The following is a 17,732-nucleotide window of genomic DNA, read 5'->3' on the forward strand; positions in this document are numbered from 1 at the left end:
GTCCATCATGGCAACCAGCCCCGTACTCGGCCAGGCCGAGCAGGACTTCGGCAACTACCTTGGCGCCAAGACCAAGAACGACGAGTTGGACAAGCAGGCGTTCCTGAACCTTCTCGTGGCCCAGCTGAGCCATCAGGACCCGCTGAACCCCATGGACGACAAGGAATTCGTCGCCCAGTTGGCGCAGTTCACCAGCCTTGAACAGCTGACGAACATCAACACCGGCATCACCAGCCTGAACGAAAACGCCAAGCAGCAGCAAATGGCCGCCGCCGTCAGCTACATCGGCAAGGAAGTGACCGCCAGCGGCTACGAGGTCAGCAAGGCCTCGGGCACGGTCAGCACGGTGTTCTTCACGCCGCAGGCCGAGGTGACCAGCGGCTACATCAATATCTACGACAGCGAAATGAACCTGGTGCGCACCGAACTCATGGGCGCGAAGCAGGCTGGCACCTACTCGTACCAGTGGGACGGCAAGGACTACCAGGGCAACAGCGTGGCCGACGGCGTGTACGCGGTGGCCATGTACGGAGAAGGCACGGACGGCAAGGCCGTCTACATCACCACGCAGGTCACCGGCACGGTCAACGGCGTGATCAACGTGGACGGTGAACCCTACCTGAGCCTGGCCGACGGTCGCCACCTCGCCTTCTCGAACGTTACCCAGATCGTCGCGCCCAACAACACGGGCGACGACACGGAAGACGATTCCGACAGCACGGACGATGATTCCGGCAGCGGAGCGGGCAGCGGCAGCTAGCCCCCGCGGAACAAGAGCACGCACACAACACCCCTTGCGGGTGCTATGTACACAGGAGGTCGATCATGAGTGTCACGGCAAGTATGTGGACCGGCGTTTCGGGACTGCTGGCCCACGGCGAGAAGATGAACGTTCTCGGCAACAACATCGCCAACGTCAACACCGTGGGCTTCAAGGGCTCGCGCATGGACTTCCAGGACTTCATCAACCAGGATGTCTACAGCGCGGCCGGGGTCAGCCAGGTGGGCCGTGGCGTGTCCATCGGCGCGGTCTTCGGCGACTTCAGCCAGGGCGCCTTTGAAACCACCAACGACGCCACGGACCTTGCCATCGGCGGCAAGGGGTTCTTCCAGGTCCGGCCCAAGGGGCAGGAAACCGCGTACTACACCCGCGCGGGCAACTTCCGCTTCGATAACGACGGCTACCTGGTCGATCCGCACGGTTACGTGCTGCAGGGGTGGGAAATCGAGCGGGCTCGCCCCTCGCTGTCCACCTCCACCGCTCAGGTGACGTCCACCACCTCGCAGATCAAGGGCGCGGGTTCGCCCAAGGACATCAAGCTGGACGGTTTCACCTGCGAACCCCAGCACACGTCCACCATCACCTCGGCGCACAACCTCGACGCGCGCGACGGCGGCGACAAGTCGGTCAACGCCACCGATCCGTTCATGTCCATTTTCAACAACTGGGACGGCTCGGCCGACACCCCGCTGTCCGACAGCCGCTTCGCCTACCAGACCACCGTCAAGGTGTACGACGAGGGCGGCACCGCCCACGAACTGACCATCTACTTCGACCAGGTAGCCTCGGACACCGTGAACAACGCCGCCAGCGGCAAGCGGTACTGGGAATACATGGTCACCATGAATCCCTCGGACGACCTGCGCTCGGTCAACGGCCTGAACTTCGCGGGCACCTCGGCGGCAGGCATCCTGATGACCGGCACGCTCACCTTCGACACCGCCGGGCAGCTGACGGACATGACGGCCTTCACCATCGCCAGCGGCGCCACCGGCAGCCTGAAGGACCTGAACAACTGGCAGCCCACCACCTTCTCCAGCAACGGCTACCCCCTGTTCGTGGCCAACTTCTCCGGCGTCTCCAACGCCAGCTACACCACGCCCACCGCGTCTGACGAGGCCGAACCGTACCTGATGGAACTGAACTTCGGCCTGAAGAACCTGAGCAACACGTGGGCCAGTGCGCCCGCCAGCGCCGCCGCCATCGGCAGCAACGCCAGCAACCTCGGCGGCCTGGGCGCGCAGGCCGAACGGCAGTCCACGGCCATGACCAGCTATGGCGGCTCGTCGTCCATGATCTTCCAGAAGCAGGACGGCTACACCTTCGGCTTCCTGCAGAACATCACCGTGGACCAGGACGGCGTGGTGCATGGCCGGTACTCCAACGGCGTCATCCTCGACCTGTACCAGGTCACCCTGTACGACTTCACCAGCCCCACCAACCTGCGGCGCGAAGGGGGCAACCTGTTCTCGGAAACGCGGGCTTCGGGCGATGCGCTGGCGGGTCCGGCCAACGCCAACGGGTACGGTTCCATCAACTCCAACTCGCTGGAACAGTCCAACGTCGACCTTGCCCGCGAGTTCGTGCAGATGATCACCACGCAGCGCGGCTTCCAGTCGAACAGCAAGGTCATCACCACCACCGACACCATGCTTGAAACCGTCGTGAACATGAAGCGTTAGCGGCGGATCATGATCGACCGGCGGACGCGGGCCCGAACCCGCGTCCGCACCGTGTCGGCGGGAACGCGCCCCGGCGTGTCCCGCGCAACATCCCGGCCTGCCCTTTTAGGGGCAGGCCGGGATGTTGCGCATTGGAGCCGGGCCGGTGAAGGGCGTCGCGGAAGTGGAGTGACCTGGCTGGAAAAGGAGCTGCACGACGTCCCGGTATGGATGGAATGCCGGGGCATTTTGGCCGGCCGCTGCGAAACGTCTCGCGGCGAAGCGTGACGGGGGCGTGAGGGGGGTGTGAGGGGGAGCGCGGCGCGGCAGTGGCATGCCGCCCGGGCAGAGAGACGTCGTGACGGGCGACCAGATCAAGTGCGCAATCAAACAATAATTGCGGCACGAAAAATCGCGAAAGGCACGTGCTGCCCACCGCCACCGCATGTCCTGGTGGCACTGGCGCGGCGTTGCCCCCACGCCTGAAACCGCAGGACCGGGAGCACCGGCTCCTGTCGGCAGCCGCGAGGGCAGACGGGGCCAGCGGCAACCAGCCGGAATTGCCGGAACTGGCCGGAGTCAACCTGCCCGACAAGGCTTCGGCTGCCTCGGGCTGCACGCGGGGGCAAAGAACGCAGGGCCGCGCGGCGGCGGACGGGCATCCGCCGCCGCACCCTAGAACTGCCGGTTGAGCAGCCCGCCGATGGTCATGCCACCGTCCTTGCCGACGCGCAGCACCCCTTCGGGGGGAATGCGCATGAGCACCTTGTTGCTGTTCTTTTCGGAAACCTCAACCTGCACCACGCCCTGCTCGCTCACGATCTCGAACTTCAGCGATGCACCCTTGGCTTCAAGGGTGCGGGAAAGATCGTTCAGCGAGCTTTCAAGCTGTTGCATGTTCACGGTTTCCGCTTCCGCGGATCGTTCGTCCCCGGTCGGCAGCCATTCCGCGAGAGAAGGAGAAGTGGCGGATGAAGATGCGGCGGCCAAGCCGCGTGCCGGGGGGCGCTTGCTATCCGATCCCGCGGAAGAACCTGCCGCTACCGTCTGGATTTCTTCCAGCAGCATCATGGTTCCTCCTCGAGGCGACATTGCCTCCCCCGGAAACATCGTCTCACACCTCTTATCGGCAGATTCCGCCGCCCGATTAGGGCACGGCAAATCCCGCGCGATGGGCGTGCAAAAAATTCCGCCGCCCCGCCCCCGCCCCGCGCAGCACGCCGCAAGCCCTGGGAAAATTTTGGCATGGGTGCGTCGGCAACCGGGCATGGGCTGTCTAGAGTTTTGCTAACGCTTTACCTTTCTTTGCAAAAAATGTGTTGGCACCAACATTGCTTAATGTTGGCCAGACAACCCGAAGGAGGTTCACCCCATGTCTTTGGTCATCAATCACAACATGATGGCGCTGAACGCCACTCGTAACCTGAACGAGAGCTACGGCCGCCTGGCAACGTCCACCCGCCGCCTTTCCTCGGGTCTGCGCGTCGGCACCGCTGCGGACGACGCCGCGGGCCTCGCCATTCGCGAACTTATGCGGGCCGATATTTCCACCATGCGTCAAGGCATCCGCAACGCCAACGACGCCATCTCGATGATCCAGACCGCCGACGGCGCGCTGCAGATCATCGACGAAAAGCTCATCCGCATGAAGGAACTGGCCGAACAGGCGGCCACGGGCACGTACAACTCCGACCAGCGCCTGATGATCGAATCCGAATACCAGGCCATGGCCTCGGAAATCACCCGTATCGCCAACGCCACGGACTTCAACGGCATCCACCTGCTGGACGGCACCCTGTCGGGCACCCACGACGGTTCGGGGCTGACGCAGACCGGCGAACTGAAGATCCACTTCGGCACCGGCAACGATTCGAGCGAAGACTACTACTACATCAAGATCGGCGGGGCCACGGCGTCGCAGCTCGGCATCGGCAACGCGTCCGCCATGGGCGTGGCTGCCGGGGGCTACACCATCTCCACCCAGTCGGCCGCCCAGCAGGCGCTGACCGCCCTCGACCAGGCCATCATCTCCAAGGACAAGATCCGCGCGGCGCTCGGCGCCCTGCAGAACCGCCTGGAGAACACCATCAGCAACATGACCATTCAGGCGGAAAACCTGCAGGCTTCCGAGTCGCGCATTTCCGACGTGGACGTGGCCGAGGAAATGACCGAATTCGTGCGCAACCAGATTCTCACCCAGTCCGCCGTGGCCATGCTTTCGCAGGCCAACTCGCTGCCGCAGATGGCGATGCAGCTCATCGGTGGCGGCTAGCAGACCGCGCCCACGGCGTAACGCCGCGCATCAGTTGGCGAAGGTTGACCAAAGACAACAGGACCGGGGGGGAACGGCCTCCCCGGTCATTGTCTCCATCTCAGCCCTCGCTGCGTGACTCCAGGTCCTTCAGCGCAAGTCCGGCCGCCAGTTGCTCGGCCCTTTTGACGCTGGGACCGATGGCCGTGAACACGGTGGCGTCCGGCAGCGTCAGCCGCACCTCGAAGCGCTTCTCATGCTCCGGACCGCTGCTGCCCATCAGGACGTACACCGGGCGCTCGCGGAACAGGCTCTGCGTCAGTTCCTGCAGGCGGCTCTTGTAGTCCTTGCTGCGCTTGCCATCGGCGGCGCAAGGCCAGCGGTTGGCCAGAATGTGCCGCACCACGGCCCTCGCCCGCTCGTATCCCCCATCCAGAAACACCGCGCCCAGCATGGCCTCCAGCGCATCCGACAGCAACGAACTGCGTTCGCGCCCCCCCTGGCTTTCTTCCCCCCTGCCCAGCCGCAGAAACTGCTCCAGCTTCAGTTCGCGCGCAAGTTCGGCCAGCGCCGGCTTGCTCACAAGCCGCGCCCGCATGCGGGTCAGGTCGCCCTCGCGGGCGGCGGGAAAGCGGACGAACAGTTCTTCCGACACACACAGTTCAAGCACGGCGTCGCCCAGGAATTCCAGGCGTTCGTTGTGCTCCACGTGGTCCTGCTGCTCGTTGGCCCACGAACTGTGGGTCATGGCCGTGGTCAGGAGCCCGGCGTCTGTGAAGGCATAGTGGATGGCGGTTTGCAGATTCTCGAACATGGGGTGGTGGTCGCTCCTTAAGGGTGCCGCCCGGCAGCTTTTGCCGCCCGGCGTTCCGGTCATGGCCGGGAACGATACCGGCACCGCCCCCATTGTGCAAGGCCGCCCGCGCCGCGCAGCCCCTCTTGTCAAATTTCCGGCGGGCATGGTGCGCCCGCGACCGCCGTTTCCACCGCCCGCCCGGACACGCCAATGAGTGCCCGGCAACGTCGCCCGGAATGGATACTGACGCACCCTTGACGCACTCCGGTCACGGCCTGAGCGAGCGAACAGCCACGAAATCGCAGTTGTCCCTTGATTTTCAGCTGTTATTCGGGGCAGAATCAACCAAGCACATGGCATGGTGCACCGGCCCCGGACCGCATGGCGGAAACAGCCGGGCACCCCCACCGCCAGCCAGCCGGACAGGCAGGCAGGTAGCCGGGAAGCGGGTGGGCAGCGGGCATGCGCGCGGATTCAGCAACAGGAGGCTGCTATGGCGGCGGGCATCTACGTGGGTTCCACGGCCGGGTATTCCGGCAAGAACATGGTGATCATGGGTCTTGGCCTGCGCCTGCAGAAGGATGGCTACAACGTGGGCTACATGAAGCCCGTGGGGGCCATGCCGCAAGAGCGCGGCGGCGTGCTGGGCGACGAGGACGCCTTTTTCGTGCAGGACGTGCTGGGGCTGGACGAGCCGTCCAACCTGGTCACCCCGGTGCTGGTCACCCAGGATTTCAAGGTGCGCGCCTTCAGCGGGCAGTGCGAAGAGTACATGCCCGGCATCGTCGATGCCTACCGCCAGCTTGCCAGCCGTCACGACGTGATGGTGGTGGCCGGTTCCGGCAGCATGTATTCCGGCCGTTACTGCAACGTGGACGGCATCCGCGTGGTCAAGGAACTGGGGCTGAAGGCCATCATCATCGACCGCCTGCACAAGGAACTGAACTACGACTACCTGGTGGTGCTCAAGGATACCCTGGGCGACAACCTGGCAGGCGTGGTGCTGAACGACATTCCCGCCAACTTCATGAACGAAGTGGAGGGGCTGATCAAGCCGTTCCTGGAACGCAACGGCGTGCGCGTGGTGGGCGTCATCCCCAAGGACCCGCTGATGGGGGCCATCAAGGTGGGCGACCTGGCCGAACGGCTGGGCGGCAAGGTCATCTCGGCCCAGAACAAGTCCGACAAGGTGGTGGAAAACTTCCTGATCGGCACCATGCAGGTCGAAAACTTCATGACCCACTTCCGCAAGAACAAGAATTCCGCCGTCATCGTGGGGGGCGACCGGTCCGACGTGCAACTGGTGGCGCTGGAGGGCAACTGCCCGTGCCTGGTGCTGACCGGCAACCTGTACCCCAACGACATCATCCTCACCCGGTCGGAAGTGCTGAACATACCCATCGTGGTGGTGCGCGACGACACGTACACCGTGGCCAAGAAGATGGAGGTCATCCTCTCGCGCCACAAGCTGCGCGACGTGATCAAGATTCGCCAGGGCGCGCAGCTCGTCAGCTCCTCCATCGATTTCGCCTACGTCAAGGAAGCGGCGGGCCTGTAAGGCCCCGCAAGACGAACGATACGGGGGGGCGACCGGCCCCCCCTCTTTTTTTGACGACCGCGCACGCAACGCCGGGCGGCGGATACCACCGCACCCCCTTTCGCGGCCCCGACCATACCGGACACACTCATGACCTCCGACACCACCGCAACATCCGCAACCGCAACCGACACCGCCCCCGTCTTTTCCGCAGCCCTGCCATGGGTTGGGCTGGTGGCGCTGCTGTTCTTCGTCAACTACGGTTCGCGCGCCGTGCTGGCCCCCCTGCTGCTGTCCATAGAGACGGACCTGGGACTCAATCATGCCCAGGCCACCCGCCTGCTGTTCCTGATGGCCTGCGGATTCACCGTCAGCCTCGCGGCCAGCGGCTTCCTGCTCAGCCGGGTAGCGCCCCGGCGCATGGCGGCCTTTTCGTGCATGGCCACGGGCGCGGTGCTCATGGGCATGTCCGCCGTGCACGACCACGCCGCCGCGCGGTACATGTTCGTGCTCATGGGCCTTGCGGCCGGGCTGTACTTTCCGGCGGGCATGGCCACCCTTGGCACTCTTGCCCGCCAGCGCGACTGGGGCAAGGCCGTGTCCATCCACGAACTGGGGCCCAACCTCAGCTTCGTGGCCGTGCCGCTGCTGGCGGAGGCGGGCCTGCGCTTCACCGACTGGCGCGGCGTGCTGGCGGGCATGGGCGCGCTGGGCATGCTGGCGGGCATCACGTTCGCCTGCGTGGGGCGGGGCGGCCGGGCGCTGGCGGAACCGCCCTCGCTGCGCGGGTTCACCGGGGCGCTGCGCTCGCCGCTGACCTGGCTGTTCGCGTGGCTGCTGGGCCTTGGCGTGGCCGGTGAGTACGCCACCTACAGCGTGCTGCCGCTGCACCTGGTGGAGAGCCTGGGCCTTGCGCCCGGCACGGCCAACGGGCTTCTGGCGGCCTCGCGCCTGGTCACCCCCTTTGCCGCCCTGGCCGGGGGCTGGGTGGCCGACCGGATGGGCGCGCGGCGCACCATCGCCGCGTGCCTCGGCCTGACCGGCGTGGCGCTGCTGTGCATGGCCGCGCCGTCCGTCGCGCTCGTCACGGCGGGCATGACCGTGCAGGGCGGCATGACCGCGTTCATCTTTCCCGCCATTTTCAAGGAACTGGCCCGCTGCTACCCGGCCGCGCGCCTGCCCACGGTGCTGTCCATCGCCACGCCCGCCTCGTCGCTGGTGGGCACGGGCGCGGCCCCGGCCCTGCTGGGGGCCATCGGGCAGGCCTGGTCCTTCAGCGCCGGGTTCGCCCTGCTGGGCGTGCTGGCGCTGGCCACCATCATCCCCCTACGCTTGCTGCCGCCCGAGCCGCGCCGCTGACGGTTCGCCGCCAAGCCGAAGAGGCGCGCCGTTGCTTGACAGCGACAGCCCCAGCCCCTACCTATGCCGGGAACCAACCACCAAGGAGACACCCCCGATGGCCTACGATATCAGACTGGTGAAGCTCGTGAACGGCGAGCTGGTGCTCGGCAAGTTCGACGAAGCCTCCGACTCGCTCAAGGACGTTGCCGCCCTGCAGACCGTACCCACCCAGCAGGGGGTGCAGATGATGCTGCTGCCCTACGGCTATCCCTTCGAGCAGGGCTTCGACGGCGCCATCAGCCGCGTGCACGTCATCTACGAATACAAGACCTGCCCCGAGGAACTGAAGACCAAGTACCTCGAAGCCACGTCCAACCTCACCCTGTCCACCGGCGGACTCGGGGGCGGCCTGGGCAACCTGAACCTGGCCAAGGGCCCGGCTGGCGGCAAGATTTCCGGCATTTCCGACCTGCTGAAGAAGTAGGCGCCAACAGCGCCACGGTCGCCGAAGCGTACCGATGCCCACGGCACGGCGCGCGGCAACGGCCGGGAGCGGCATATTCCGGGGGGTGGCGCAGCCGCCCCCCTTTTCATGTCGGCCTCCATAACGGGGGGGCCGATACACGACGCCACCGGGGCGGCGCGCCGCCTGACGGCCCGCCCCACCCGGCACGCGTTCACCCTTCATCCCCCCAGGAACCATGCGCGAACTTCTGCCCCTGCTGCCCAAGCCCAGCCGCTACATCGGCATCGAGGAAGGCACCGTCCACAAGACGCCCGACGCCGCCACCCTGCGCGTGGCGCTGGCCTTTCCCGACATGTACGAGGTGGGCATGTCCTACCTTGGGCAGAAGATCCTCTACGCCATCCTGAACGAGCGGCCCGACGTGTGGGCCGAGCGCGTGTTCACCCCCTGCCGCGATGCGGGCGCGGTGCTGCGCGAGCGCGGCGTGCCGCTGGCCACGCTGGAATCGGACACGCCGCTCGCGGCCACGCACCTCGTGGGGTTCAGCATCACGCACGAGCTGTGCTATTCCAACGTGCTGTACATGCTGGATCTTGCGGGAATACCCCTGCGCGCGGCGGAACGCGCCACGGACGATTCGCTCTTCGCATGGCCAGTGATCATGGCTGGCGGCGGCTGTACGCTGGCCGCCGAGCCGCTGGCCCCGTTCATGGACCTGATGGTGCTGGGCGAAGGCGAAGAGGTGATGGTGGAACTGACGAACCTGCTGGCCGCCGCCCGCGCCGCCGGACATTCGCGCTCCCGCTTTCTGGATGACGCCCGGCGCATTCCCGGCGTGTACGTGCCGGAGTTCTTCAAAGGTTCCGTGCCGCCGGATACCGCCCGCAACGTGCCGGGCGTCCCGCCGCGCCCCCTGCTGCCTGAAGCCACCGGCTACACCCGCGTGGCCCGGCGCGTGGTGGCCGACATGGACACCGCCCGCTACCCGGCCAGCCAGGCCGTGCCCTTCGGCGCGGTGCACAATCGGCTGGCGCTGGAGATCGGCCGGGGCTGCACGCGCGGCTGCCGGTTCTGCCAGGCGGGCATCATCTACCGCCCGGCCCGCGAGCGCTCCACCGAAAATCTTCATGCGCTGCTTGAAGAATGCCTGGGTCAGACCGGCTATGACGACGTGTCCTTCCTGTCCTTGAGCACCGGCGATTTCTCTGCCCTCAAGCACCTGTTCCTGGCCACGGTGGACCGCTGCGCGCAAGAACAGGTGGCGGTTTCGCTGCCCTCGTTGCGGGTGGGCTCCATCGACGACGAGATCATGCGCCGCATGGCGGGCATCCGCCGCACCGGGGCCACCCTGGCCCCGGAGGCGGGCAGCCAGCGCCTGCGCGACGTGATCAACAAGGGCGTCACCGAGGAAGGGCTGCTGCTGCACGTGCAGAAGCTGTTCGAGCACGGCTGGCAGCAGGTGAAGCTGTATTTCATGATCGGCTTGCCCACCGAAACGCGCGAAGACCTGGACGCCATCGTGGACCTGTGCCGCAAGGTGCGCGACGCCGCCGGGCCGGGCATTCGCCGGTTGCAGGTGACGGCGGCCATCTCGCCCTTCGTGCCCAAGCCGCACACCCCCTTCCAGTGGGAGCGTCAACTGTCGCTTGAAGAAATCCGTGATCGCATCGGCTACCTGCTGTCCCGCTTCAAGGGGGAAAAATGCCTGAAGATGCGCTGGCACGAAGCCTCCATGAGCGCGCTGGAGGGCATCTTCTCGCGCGGGGATCGGCGGCTGGCCGACGTGGTGGAAAGCGCCTACCGCAAGGGGGCCATCTTCAGCAGTTGGATCGAAGGGTTCGATCTTGCCCCGTGGCTGGACGCCATGGCCGAACACGGGCTTAGCCCCTCGGACTACACCCGCGAACGCGGCGAGGACGAGCCGTTGCCCTGGGACCACCTGGATGCCGGGGCCAGCCGCGAATTCCTGCTGCGCGAACGCCACCGTGCGCTGGACATGAAGCTGACGGGCGACTGCCGCTACGGGGCCTGCCACCTGTGCGGAGTGTGCGACACCAAATCATCCCCATCCCGCCTGGACAAACTGCCCGGCGTCACCGCCTACGCCAACCGCACCAACCTGCCCCAGCGCGACCAGCAGGCCCACCAGCCCACCCTGGACGAGCACGGCCGGGTGCGCATGCCGGAAAAGACGGACAAGCCGCCGCAGATTTCGGACGAACTGGCGCTGAAGGCTGGCCATTACCGCATCTGGTACACCAAGGAGGACATGGCGGTGTTCCTCAGCCAGCTTGAACTGCAATCGCTGTTCGAGCGCGCCCTGCGCCGGGCCGGGCTGCCGCCCGCGTTCTCGCGCGGGTTTCACCCGCTGCCGCTGCTCTCGTTCGGGCGCGCCCTGCCCGTGGGCGTGGCCAGCCGGGCGGAATGGCTGGCCGTGTACCTGCGCGAATACCGCACCGCCGACGAGGTGCGCCGCGCCCTGGACGGCCGCCTGCCGCGCGGCATGCGTGTGACCTATGTGGAGGAACTGCCCGTGGGCCGCAACACCGCGCCGCAGCCCGCCGGGGAAACCTTCGAGCTGCGCTACGGCTTGGATGACGGACGCCGCGCCGCGTTCCTGCAAGCCTGGCGCGACTTCGCGGCCGCCCCGTCGCTGGAATGGACGCGGGAAACCAAGAAAGGCGAACGCACCACCGACATCCGCCCCCTGTTCCGATCGGTGGAGGTGCGCGACGACGGCAGCGTGCTGCTGGACATGGACTGGACCGAGCTGTACCTGTCGCCCCTCTCGCTGGCCCGCGCCGTGACACCGCAGGCCGAAATCCACGAGGTGCACCTGCTCAAGGTATCCCAGCGCTTTGACGGAGTGGCCCGCGCCTAGTTCACCGTACTTCCAGGAAATTCACGGGGCTGCCTCCAGCAGGGGCGGCCCTTTCCTTTTGTATTTCCGATTAAAATGCTCATTTATCGGTTTTTTCGTTCATGCCTGTCCCCTTTCACCCTGATGATCGGAACAGGACGCGGTTGCCATCACGTGAAGCGACACTATCTTTCCCATAGGCGGGCACACCCGCCGGGAGGATCCCATGAACGTCACCGCCACCATCCTCGCGGACAAGATTCGCGAGATACACCCCGCCCTGAACAGGCACGGCATTTCCCTGCACATCGCCTTCGACGAGGGCAAGGACGCCTGGATCGTCCGCCTGCGCAAGGACGGCAACGAACTGTGGACGCACATCAACGCCGTTGACGCGGCCAAATGTCTGGACGGCATCGAGTGCGTACATCTTGGCGTGCAGATCGGCCAGTTCATCAACTACTACTGCGACGGCCCCGTGGCCGCCTGCGCTGCCTGACGCCTGCGCGCTCCCTGGACGCAGTTTCCGCCGCAGCATTACGGCAACCGGTACAGGCCAGCACACGAAAACGGCGCGTCCCCCCGAAGGGGAACGCGCCGTTTCACATGACGCAGCGATATTCTTAGGGACTACAGGCTCTCGCCCAGCAACAGCTTTTCCAGCCCCACGCGGCGCACGCCCGCCGCATCCAGCCCGGTGCGCCTGGCCGCTTCGGCCACCGCCTCGGGCACGGGGCCACTGGCCGCAAGGTCCACCCCGCGCGCCCGCGCGGTGACCGAGGCCGATTGCAGCAATTGCACCAGGGTCAGGTCCGCCGCCGTAACGCCCGCCATGTCGATGCGCACCGAGGCGAAATTGTCCAGCACGTCCAGCAGCGCCTCGCGCAGGTCGGCCCCGCGTTCGATGGTCACCTCGCCGGACAGCACCAGCACGCCGCTTGTCCCGCCCTGGGGCGAAGATTCCGCGTCGGCCGCGCGCACGGTGAAACCGGCCACGGTACGCGAGGCAGCCGCACCGGTAAGGTCCAGAGCCACCCCATCGCCGGGCCGCTCGGCCAGCACGGCGTCGAGGTACGAAAGGTCGGGCGCGTCGCCGCTGTCCGCGAACAAGTCGGCGTCGGGGTCGGCGTCGGGGTCGGGGTCGGGGTCGAGGCCCCCAAGCCCGTCGTGCGCGCTGGCTGCCGCCTCCGCAGCAGGCATCATGTCGCCGATCAGCGCGGCCAGCGGGCCATCCGGCACTGTACCAGCATCACCTGCAGCACCGTCGGCGGCATCGCCCAGGTCATCAAGGGCCAGAGCGTCCATGCCAGCGGCAAGTTCGGCCTCCAACTCCGCCAGTCGGCGCTCTTGGGCATCGGGGGCCACCACCGTGCCGGAAAACTTGCCTTCGTCGTCGGAACCGTTGTTCATGGTATCCTCCCGCATTTTCCGCATGGCCATGTCGTACTGGCGCACCAGCGCGTCGATGCTGTCGGTGTCGGGCGACATGGGAGTGGCCAGATCCGTGGTCTGGACGGGCCGCGCTGTTGCCCGTCGCCAGCCCGGCTCACCGCGCCGCAACCCCTCCACGTCCATGGGGTGCACCCGATTCGAGGTCACCTGAAATACCGTATTTACCAGGTCCGGCTCAAGGATAGAGGCGTACAGCACGTGCAGCCCGAAGCCGGGCACTCCCTGCCCCTCGCCGCCTGGACCGGGCACGAAATGCGCGTCGAGCACAAGCCCGCTCTTGCGCAAGAACGCCAACAACCCCAACGGGCTCAAATCCTTGCGCAGCAGGTCGTCCGTACCGCCAAATTCCACCACGTACAGGTACAGCCCGTCTCGCCCCGCCCGCAACACGTCTATGCCGTGCAGGTAGAACAGGCAGTTGCCGTCAGGGTTGCAAACGGGCAACGACTCGCGCGCGGCATCACGAAGGCTGGCAGGCGAGCCATCCTCCATCAGGGGCAAAAGTCGCGCTACGGCCTTGTCGGCCCGGATGTCCGCCTCTCCGGTCTTGCCGTGAGCGCGAAGGGGTGAAGGCGCGTCGGCCCCGTCCTCGAAACCGGCGATTCCGGCCACGTCAAGCATGACGACCCCGCCGCCAAGGTTTCCGGGGTCGGCGGAATCACCCTGCCCGTCCGCCTCGCCCACGCCGGAAAGCTCGGCCAAGGCGCGCATGCAGCCGCCCAGCGCGGAAACCGCCTCGGGCGTCAGGCGCAACGAACCGTCGCGCGCAAGCTCGAATGCCGCCTCCAGCACGCGGGCCACCCGGCCCGCGCCCTCCAATCCCAGCAGCCCGGCCGCGCCACGCACCCCGTGCACCAGGCGCGACAGGCGGCCCAGCAATTCCGGGTCGGCCCGTTCGCCCGCCACTTCCAGTTCCAGCAGGTGCACGTCGGCCTCGGCCAGCACGTCGCGCACGTCATTGCGGTATTGCTTGAGAAGTCGTTGCATGGCCTTGTATTGTGTACGCCCGGGGGCGTGACGAAAACATGATTTTGCGCGGGCCGCCGCACCCCACGCCCGGCCATCCGCCGGGCGGTTTCAGAACGCCTTACCCCTGCGTCACTAGCAGCAAAGTGCCGTTTTGTCTTCCGCTGCCACCTTGCCTTGCGCCGCGAAACGATTACATGTACCTGTCGGCCCCGCCCATGACGCCCGTGCGTCGGCGCGCCGACACATGCGCCCCCACGCGAACGCGCCTGCAAGGGCCGAGCCGCGGTTTACAGGCCACTTCCGGCCGCCGTTTCCGGCAGCCGGGCACGACACAGCGCACGCCGCCCCGCGCGGCGACATCGGAGACTTTCGCCATGCGCACCCTTCTCACCCTGTTTCTCCTTCTCGGAGCCCTGACGATGCCCACCGCAGCCACGGCGGCCGCCCCGCTCCCGCAACTGACCCGCCTGTCCAACGGCCTGACGGTGCTCATCCAGCCGGACGAGCGCTTTCCGCTGGCCTCGCTGCGCCTGTACGTGCACGCGGGTTCCACCTACGAAACCCCGCGCGAGGCGGGCATAAGCCACGTGCTGGAGCACATGGTGTTCAAGGGCACGGAAAACCGGCCCAAGGGCGCGGTGGCCCGCGACGTGGAACGCGCGGGCGGCTACCTGAACGCCGCCACCAGCTTCGACTACACCGTGTACCTTACCGACATGCCCGCCGCGCAATGGAAGCTGGGCATGGAGGTGCTGAAGGACATGGCCTTCCACCCCACGCTGGACCCGGCCGAGCTTGAATCCGAAAAGGACGTCATCCTGGCCGAACTGCAACGCGGCGAGGACAGCCCGGACAACCGGCTGTTCCAGCACATGCAGGCCCTGACCCTGAACGGCACGCCCTACGCATCGCCCATCATCGGCCTGCGCGAGACCATCACGTCGTTCACGGCGAACGACATCCGCGACTATATCCGCAGGCACTACCAGCCGCAGTCCATGCTGCTGGCCGTTGTCGGCAACGTGAACCCGGCCGAGGCCCTGACCGAGGCGCAGCGCCTGTTCGGCGACCTGAAGAACGACGCCACGGTCACCCCGCCCGCGCCCATCGACGCCGAAAAGCTGCTGGCCCAGCCGCTGATTCTTATCGACGGGGGCAAGGCGGACGGCGGCAAGACCGCCGCGCCCGCATCCGCCAAGTCCGAAAAGACCGCCAAGCCCGCCAAAACGGAAAAGACGGAAAAGGCGGCCAAGCCCTCCGCTGCCGCCGCCCCCGTCACCCCCGTCACCCCCGTCACCCCTGTTCCCACGGTCAAGATCGAGCCCGGCCCGTGGAACAAGGTGTATCTGGGCATTTCCTTCCCCGCGCCCGGCTTCGGCGACGTGCAGTCGCCCCAGCTTGACGTGCTGGCCCACCTGCTGGGCGGCGACCGCACCTCGCTGCTGTACCGCACCTACAAGTACGAGAAGCAGCTGGTGGACTCCATCTCGGTGTCCAACTACAGCTTCGAGCGCGTGGGCATGCTGTACCTGACGGCGGAACTGGACGCCGACAAGCTGGACGAATTCTGGACCGCCCTGACGGCCGACCTGGCCACGCTGTCTGCCAGCCGCTTCACGGCGGAGGACATCGACCGCGCCAAGCTGAACCTCGAGGACGACATGTTCCGGGCCAAGGAAACCCTGCCCGGCCTTGCCTCCAAGCTCGGCTACTTCCAGTTCTTCACCGGCCTGCAGGGCGAAACCAACTACCTGCGCGGCCTGCACGACGTGACCCCGGCCATGCTGCAAGACCTGATCGCCCGCTGGCTGCGGCCCGAACGGCTTTCCGTGGTGGCCCTGACGCCGGAAAAATCGCAGACGCCCGACCTTGCCGCCACGCTGGCGAAAGCCTGGCCCGCCCCGGCCCGCGCCGGGGCCGACGCCGCATCCGCCGCCGTGACCGACAAGACCGAGGTCATCGACCTTGGCAAGGGCCGCACGCTCATCCTCATGCCTGACGCCACCCTGCCCTACACGGCGGTGGACATGGTGTTCAGCGGCGGCAACGCACTGCTGCCCGCAGACAAGCAGGGCCTGGCATCGCTGGCCGCCAGCGCGCTGCTGAAGGGCACCCTGCCCACGCCGCAGTCCGCCGGGGCGAAAGCCGCCGGCATCGCGGGCGGGCTGGACGCCCCGTCCATGGAAGCCTACCAGTCCGACCGCGCCGCCAGCATGGGCGCGTCCGCCGGGCGGCAGACCTTCAGCCTTTCGCTGCGCCAGCCTGCGCGCTTCAATGACGACATGTTCGCCCTGCTGGGCCAGGTGCTGTCCGCGCCCGCCTTTGCCGATGCGGAAGTGGCGCGCGAACGGGTGAACCAGGTGGCCGCTATCAAGGCGCGCGAAGACCAGCCCATGGGCCTGGCCTTCCGCCATCTGACGCCCTTTCTGTTCCCCGGCCACACCTACGGCTACTACCATCTGGGCATGCCCGAGGCGGTGCAGAAGTTCGGCGTGGCCGACGTGCGCGGCTTCTGGGCGCAGCAGGCGCGCCAGCCGTGGGTGATGGCCGTGTGCGGCCAGTACGACCGCGAGGCGGTCATCCGCCACGCCAAGGAACTGCCCGCGCCCGACGCCAAACCCGCCAGCCTGTCCGCGCCCGACTGGAACAAGGACAAGGGGCTGGACCTGCACCTGCCGGGCCGCAACCAGGCCCACTTGATGCTGGTCTTTCCCACCGCGCCGCTGAAGAGCGACGACACCCCCGGCCTTGAACTGATGCAGACCATCCTGTCGGGCCAGAGCGGCCTGCTGTTCCGCGACCTGCGCGACGAGCAGGGCCTTGGCTACACCGTCACCGCCATGAACTGGCAGTCGGAACAGGCCGGGTTCATGATCTTCTACATCGGCACCGAGCCGGGCAAGCTGGACCAGGCCACGCAGGGCTTCAAGGACGTCATCGCCCGCCTGCACGCCGACCGCCTGCCCGACGACGAACTGCGGCGCGGCAAGAACCAGCTGGAAGGCGACTACTACCGCGAACACCAGCGCCTTGGCAGCCGCAGTTCCGAAGCGGCGGTGCTGACGTCGCAGGGATACCCGCTGGCCTTCAACAAGCAGGTGGTGGACAAGGCGGCCAAGCTGGACGCCGAGGCCCTGCGTGCGCTGGCCCGCAAGTATCTGAAGGTGGATGGGGCGTACACCGTGCGGGTACTTCCCTAACGAACGCCGCAAAACCTTGATCTGATGCCGTTCCCGCGCCGGGGCATCCGCATGGATGTCCCGGCGCTTTCGTATCCTCTGGGGGCGCTGTCCAAGGCTGCTCTTCCTTTTTTCAATCCAAGATTGCCTTGCTTCCTTATACTCCGCGCCGGTCTTCCGGCGCGGATGGCTGTGCGGGGACGATGCAAGGAATTACGAGTTTTTTCGCCGGGCAAGGCGGATGGCTTTTTTTGAGCGGAGATCGGCAGCCGTTAGGTGAGCGCGTAGCGCGAACCTTACGGATGGCGAAAGCAGCGCTGTACTTATGTACGTGAGCATCAAAAAAAGACAGCCAACGCAGCCCGGCGGAAAAAGGCGGCAGCCGTTATGAGAGTGCGCAGCACGATCATTACGGATGGCGACCGCAGCGCGCGGATTC

12 protein-coding genes are annotated in these 17,732 nt (G+C 66.6%); 9 read left to right on the top strand and 3 right to left on the bottom strand.

Going from position 1 to position 17,732, the window contains the following annotated elements:
- The first annotated feature begins 7 nt into the window (after positions 1-7).
- Together RVX_RS08860 and RVX_RS08865 are read left to right on the top strand one after the other, a co-directional pair.
- Entirely contained in the window at positions 8-760 is a 753-nt protein-coding gene (locus tag RVX_RS08860) for a flagellar hook assembly protein FlgD (protein WP_116305578.1), read from the top strand.
- Between the two features lie 65 nt (positions 761-825).
- Positions 826-2,463 (top strand): flagellar hook protein FlgE, encoded by a 1,638-nt coding sequence (locus RVX_RS08865; protein WP_116305579.1) that lies wholly within the window; start codon positions 826-828, stop codon positions 2,461-2,463.
- 654 nt (positions 2,464-3,117) lie between these two features.
- On the opposite strand, the gene RVX_RS08870 is transcribed toward RVX_RS08865, so the two are convergent.
- Positions 3,118-3,513 (bottom strand): flagellar protein FlaG, encoded by a 396-nt coding sequence (locus tag RVX_RS08870; RefSeq protein ID WP_116305580.1) that lies wholly within the window; start codon positions 3,511-3,513, stop codon positions 3,118-3,120.
- A 301-nt stretch (positions 3,514-3,814) separates the two neighbouring features.
- Between RVX_RS08870 and RVX_RS08875 the strand changes: the two genes are divergently transcribed.
- Positions 3,815-4,714, top strand: coding sequence for a flagellin (locus RVX_RS08875; RefSeq protein ID WP_116305581.1), 900 nt, complete (start codon positions 3,815-3,817; stop codon positions 4,712-4,714).
- 100 nt (positions 4,715-4,814) lie between these two features.
- Here RVX_RS08875 and rnc read toward each other — a convergent pair whose 3' ends face one another.
- Positions 4,815-5,507 carry a ribonuclease III gene (rnc, locus tag RVX_RS08880; protein ID WP_116305582.1) on the bottom strand — a complete coding sequence of 231 codons (693 nt, stop codon included), beginning with the start codon at positions 5,505-5,507 and terminating at the stop codon, positions 4,815-4,817.
- Between the two features lie 475 nt (positions 5,508-5,982).
- Between rnc and RVX_RS08885 the strand changes: the two genes are divergently transcribed.
- From RVX_RS08885 to RVX_RS08905, 5 genes are all read left to right on the top strand, one after another.
- Entirely contained in the window at positions 5,983-7,047 is a 1,065-nt protein-coding gene (locus RVX_RS08885) for a phosphotransacetylase family protein (RefSeq protein WP_116305583.1), read from the top strand.
- Between the two features lie 129 nt (positions 7,048-7,176).
- Positions 7,177-8,385 carry an MFS transporter gene (locus RVX_RS08890; RefSeq protein WP_116305584.1) on the top strand — a complete coding sequence of 403 codons (1,209 nt, stop codon included), beginning with the start codon at positions 7,177-7,179 and terminating at the stop codon, positions 8,383-8,385.
- Positions 8,386-8,482: 97 nt separating this feature from the next.
- On the top strand, positions 8,483-8,851 hold the full coding sequence (locus tag RVX_RS08895; protein ID WP_116305585.1) for a hypothetical protein: 369 nt from the start codon (positions 8,483-8,485) through the stop codon (positions 8,849-8,851).
- A gap of 217 nt (positions 8,852-9,068) precedes the next feature.
- The gene (locus RVX_RS08900; RefSeq protein WP_116305586.1) at positions 9,069-11,714 is read left to right on the top strand and encodes a TIGR03960 family B12-binding radical SAM protein; all 2,646 of its coding nucleotides are present in this window, start codon (positions 9,069-9,071) and stop codon (positions 11,712-11,714) included.
- A gap of 205 nt (positions 11,715-11,919) precedes the next feature.
- On the top strand, positions 11,920-12,192 hold the full coding sequence (locus RVX_RS08905) for a hypothetical protein (RefSeq protein WP_116305587.1): 273 nt from the start codon (positions 11,920-11,922) through the stop codon (positions 12,190-12,192).
- A gap of 131 nt (positions 12,193-12,323) precedes the next feature.
- On the opposite strand, the gene RVX_RS08910 is transcribed toward RVX_RS08905, so the two are convergent.
- Complete coding sequence (locus tag RVX_RS08910) at positions 12,324-14,132, bottom strand: STAS domain-containing protein (RefSeq protein WP_116305588.1); 1,809 nt, start codon at positions 14,130-14,132, stop codon at positions 12,324-12,326.
- Positions 14,133-14,488: 356 nt separating this feature from the next.
- On the opposite strand from RVX_RS08910, the gene RVX_RS08915 reads away from it, so the two are divergent.
- A complete protein-coding gene (locus tag RVX_RS08915; RefSeq protein WP_116305589.1) occupies positions 14,489-17,314 on the top strand; it encodes a M16 family metallopeptidase in 2,826 nt (941 codons plus the stop codon).
- The last annotated feature ends 418 nt before the right edge of the window (positions 17,315-17,732 follow it).

This window comes from Nitratidesulfovibrio sp. HK-II (assembly GCF_003402415.2).
In the GTDB taxonomy this organism is placed as follows: Bacteria; Desulfobacterota; Desulfovibrionia; order Desulfovibrionales; family Desulfovibrionaceae; genus Cupidesulfovibrio.

Bases quoted from the DNA above. Each gene is read 5' to 3' on its own strand.
- RVX_RS08860 (WP_116305578.1), top strand. From the start codon at position 8: ATGGCAACCAGCCCCGTACTCGGCCAGGCCGAGCAGGACTTCGGCAAC.
- RVX_RS08865 (WP_116305579.1), top strand. From the start codon at position 826: ATGAGTGTCACGGCAAGTATGTGGACCGGCGTTTCGGGACTGCTGGCC.
- RVX_RS08870 (WP_116305580.1), bottom strand. From the start codon at position 3,513: ATGATGCTGCTGGAAGAAATCCAGACGGTAGCGGCAGGTTCTTCCGCG.
- RVX_RS08875 (WP_116305581.1), top strand. From the start codon at position 3,815: ATGTCTTTGGTCATCAATCACAACATGATGGCGCTGAACGCCACTCGT.
- rnc (WP_116305582.1), bottom strand. From the start codon at position 5,507: ATGTTCGAGAATCTGCAAACCGCCATCCACTATGCCTTCACAGACGCC.
- RVX_RS08885 (WP_116305583.1), top strand. From the start codon at position 5,983: ATGGCGGCGGGCATCTACGTGGGTTCCACGGCCGGGTATTCCGGCAAG.
- RVX_RS08890 (WP_116305584.1), top strand. From the start codon at position 7,177: ATGACCTCCGACACCACCGCAACATCCGCAACCGCAACCGACACCGCC.
- RVX_RS08895 (WP_116305585.1), top strand. From the start codon at position 8,483: ATGGCCTACGATATCAGACTGGTGAAGCTCGTGAACGGCGAGCTGGTG.
- RVX_RS08900 (WP_116305586.1), top strand. From the start codon at position 9,069: ATGCGCGAACTTCTGCCCCTGCTGCCCAAGCCCAGCCGCTACATCGGC.
- RVX_RS08905 (WP_116305587.1), top strand. From the start codon at position 11,920: ATGAACGTCACCGCCACCATCCTCGCGGACAAGATTCGCGAGATACAC.
- RVX_RS08910 (WP_116305588.1), bottom strand. From the start codon at position 14,132: ATGCAACGACTTCTCAAGCAATACCGCAATGACGTGCGCGACGTGCTG.
- RVX_RS08915 (WP_116305589.1), top strand. From the start codon at position 14,489: ATGCGCACCCTTCTCACCCTGTTTCTCCTTCTCGGAGCCCTGACGATG.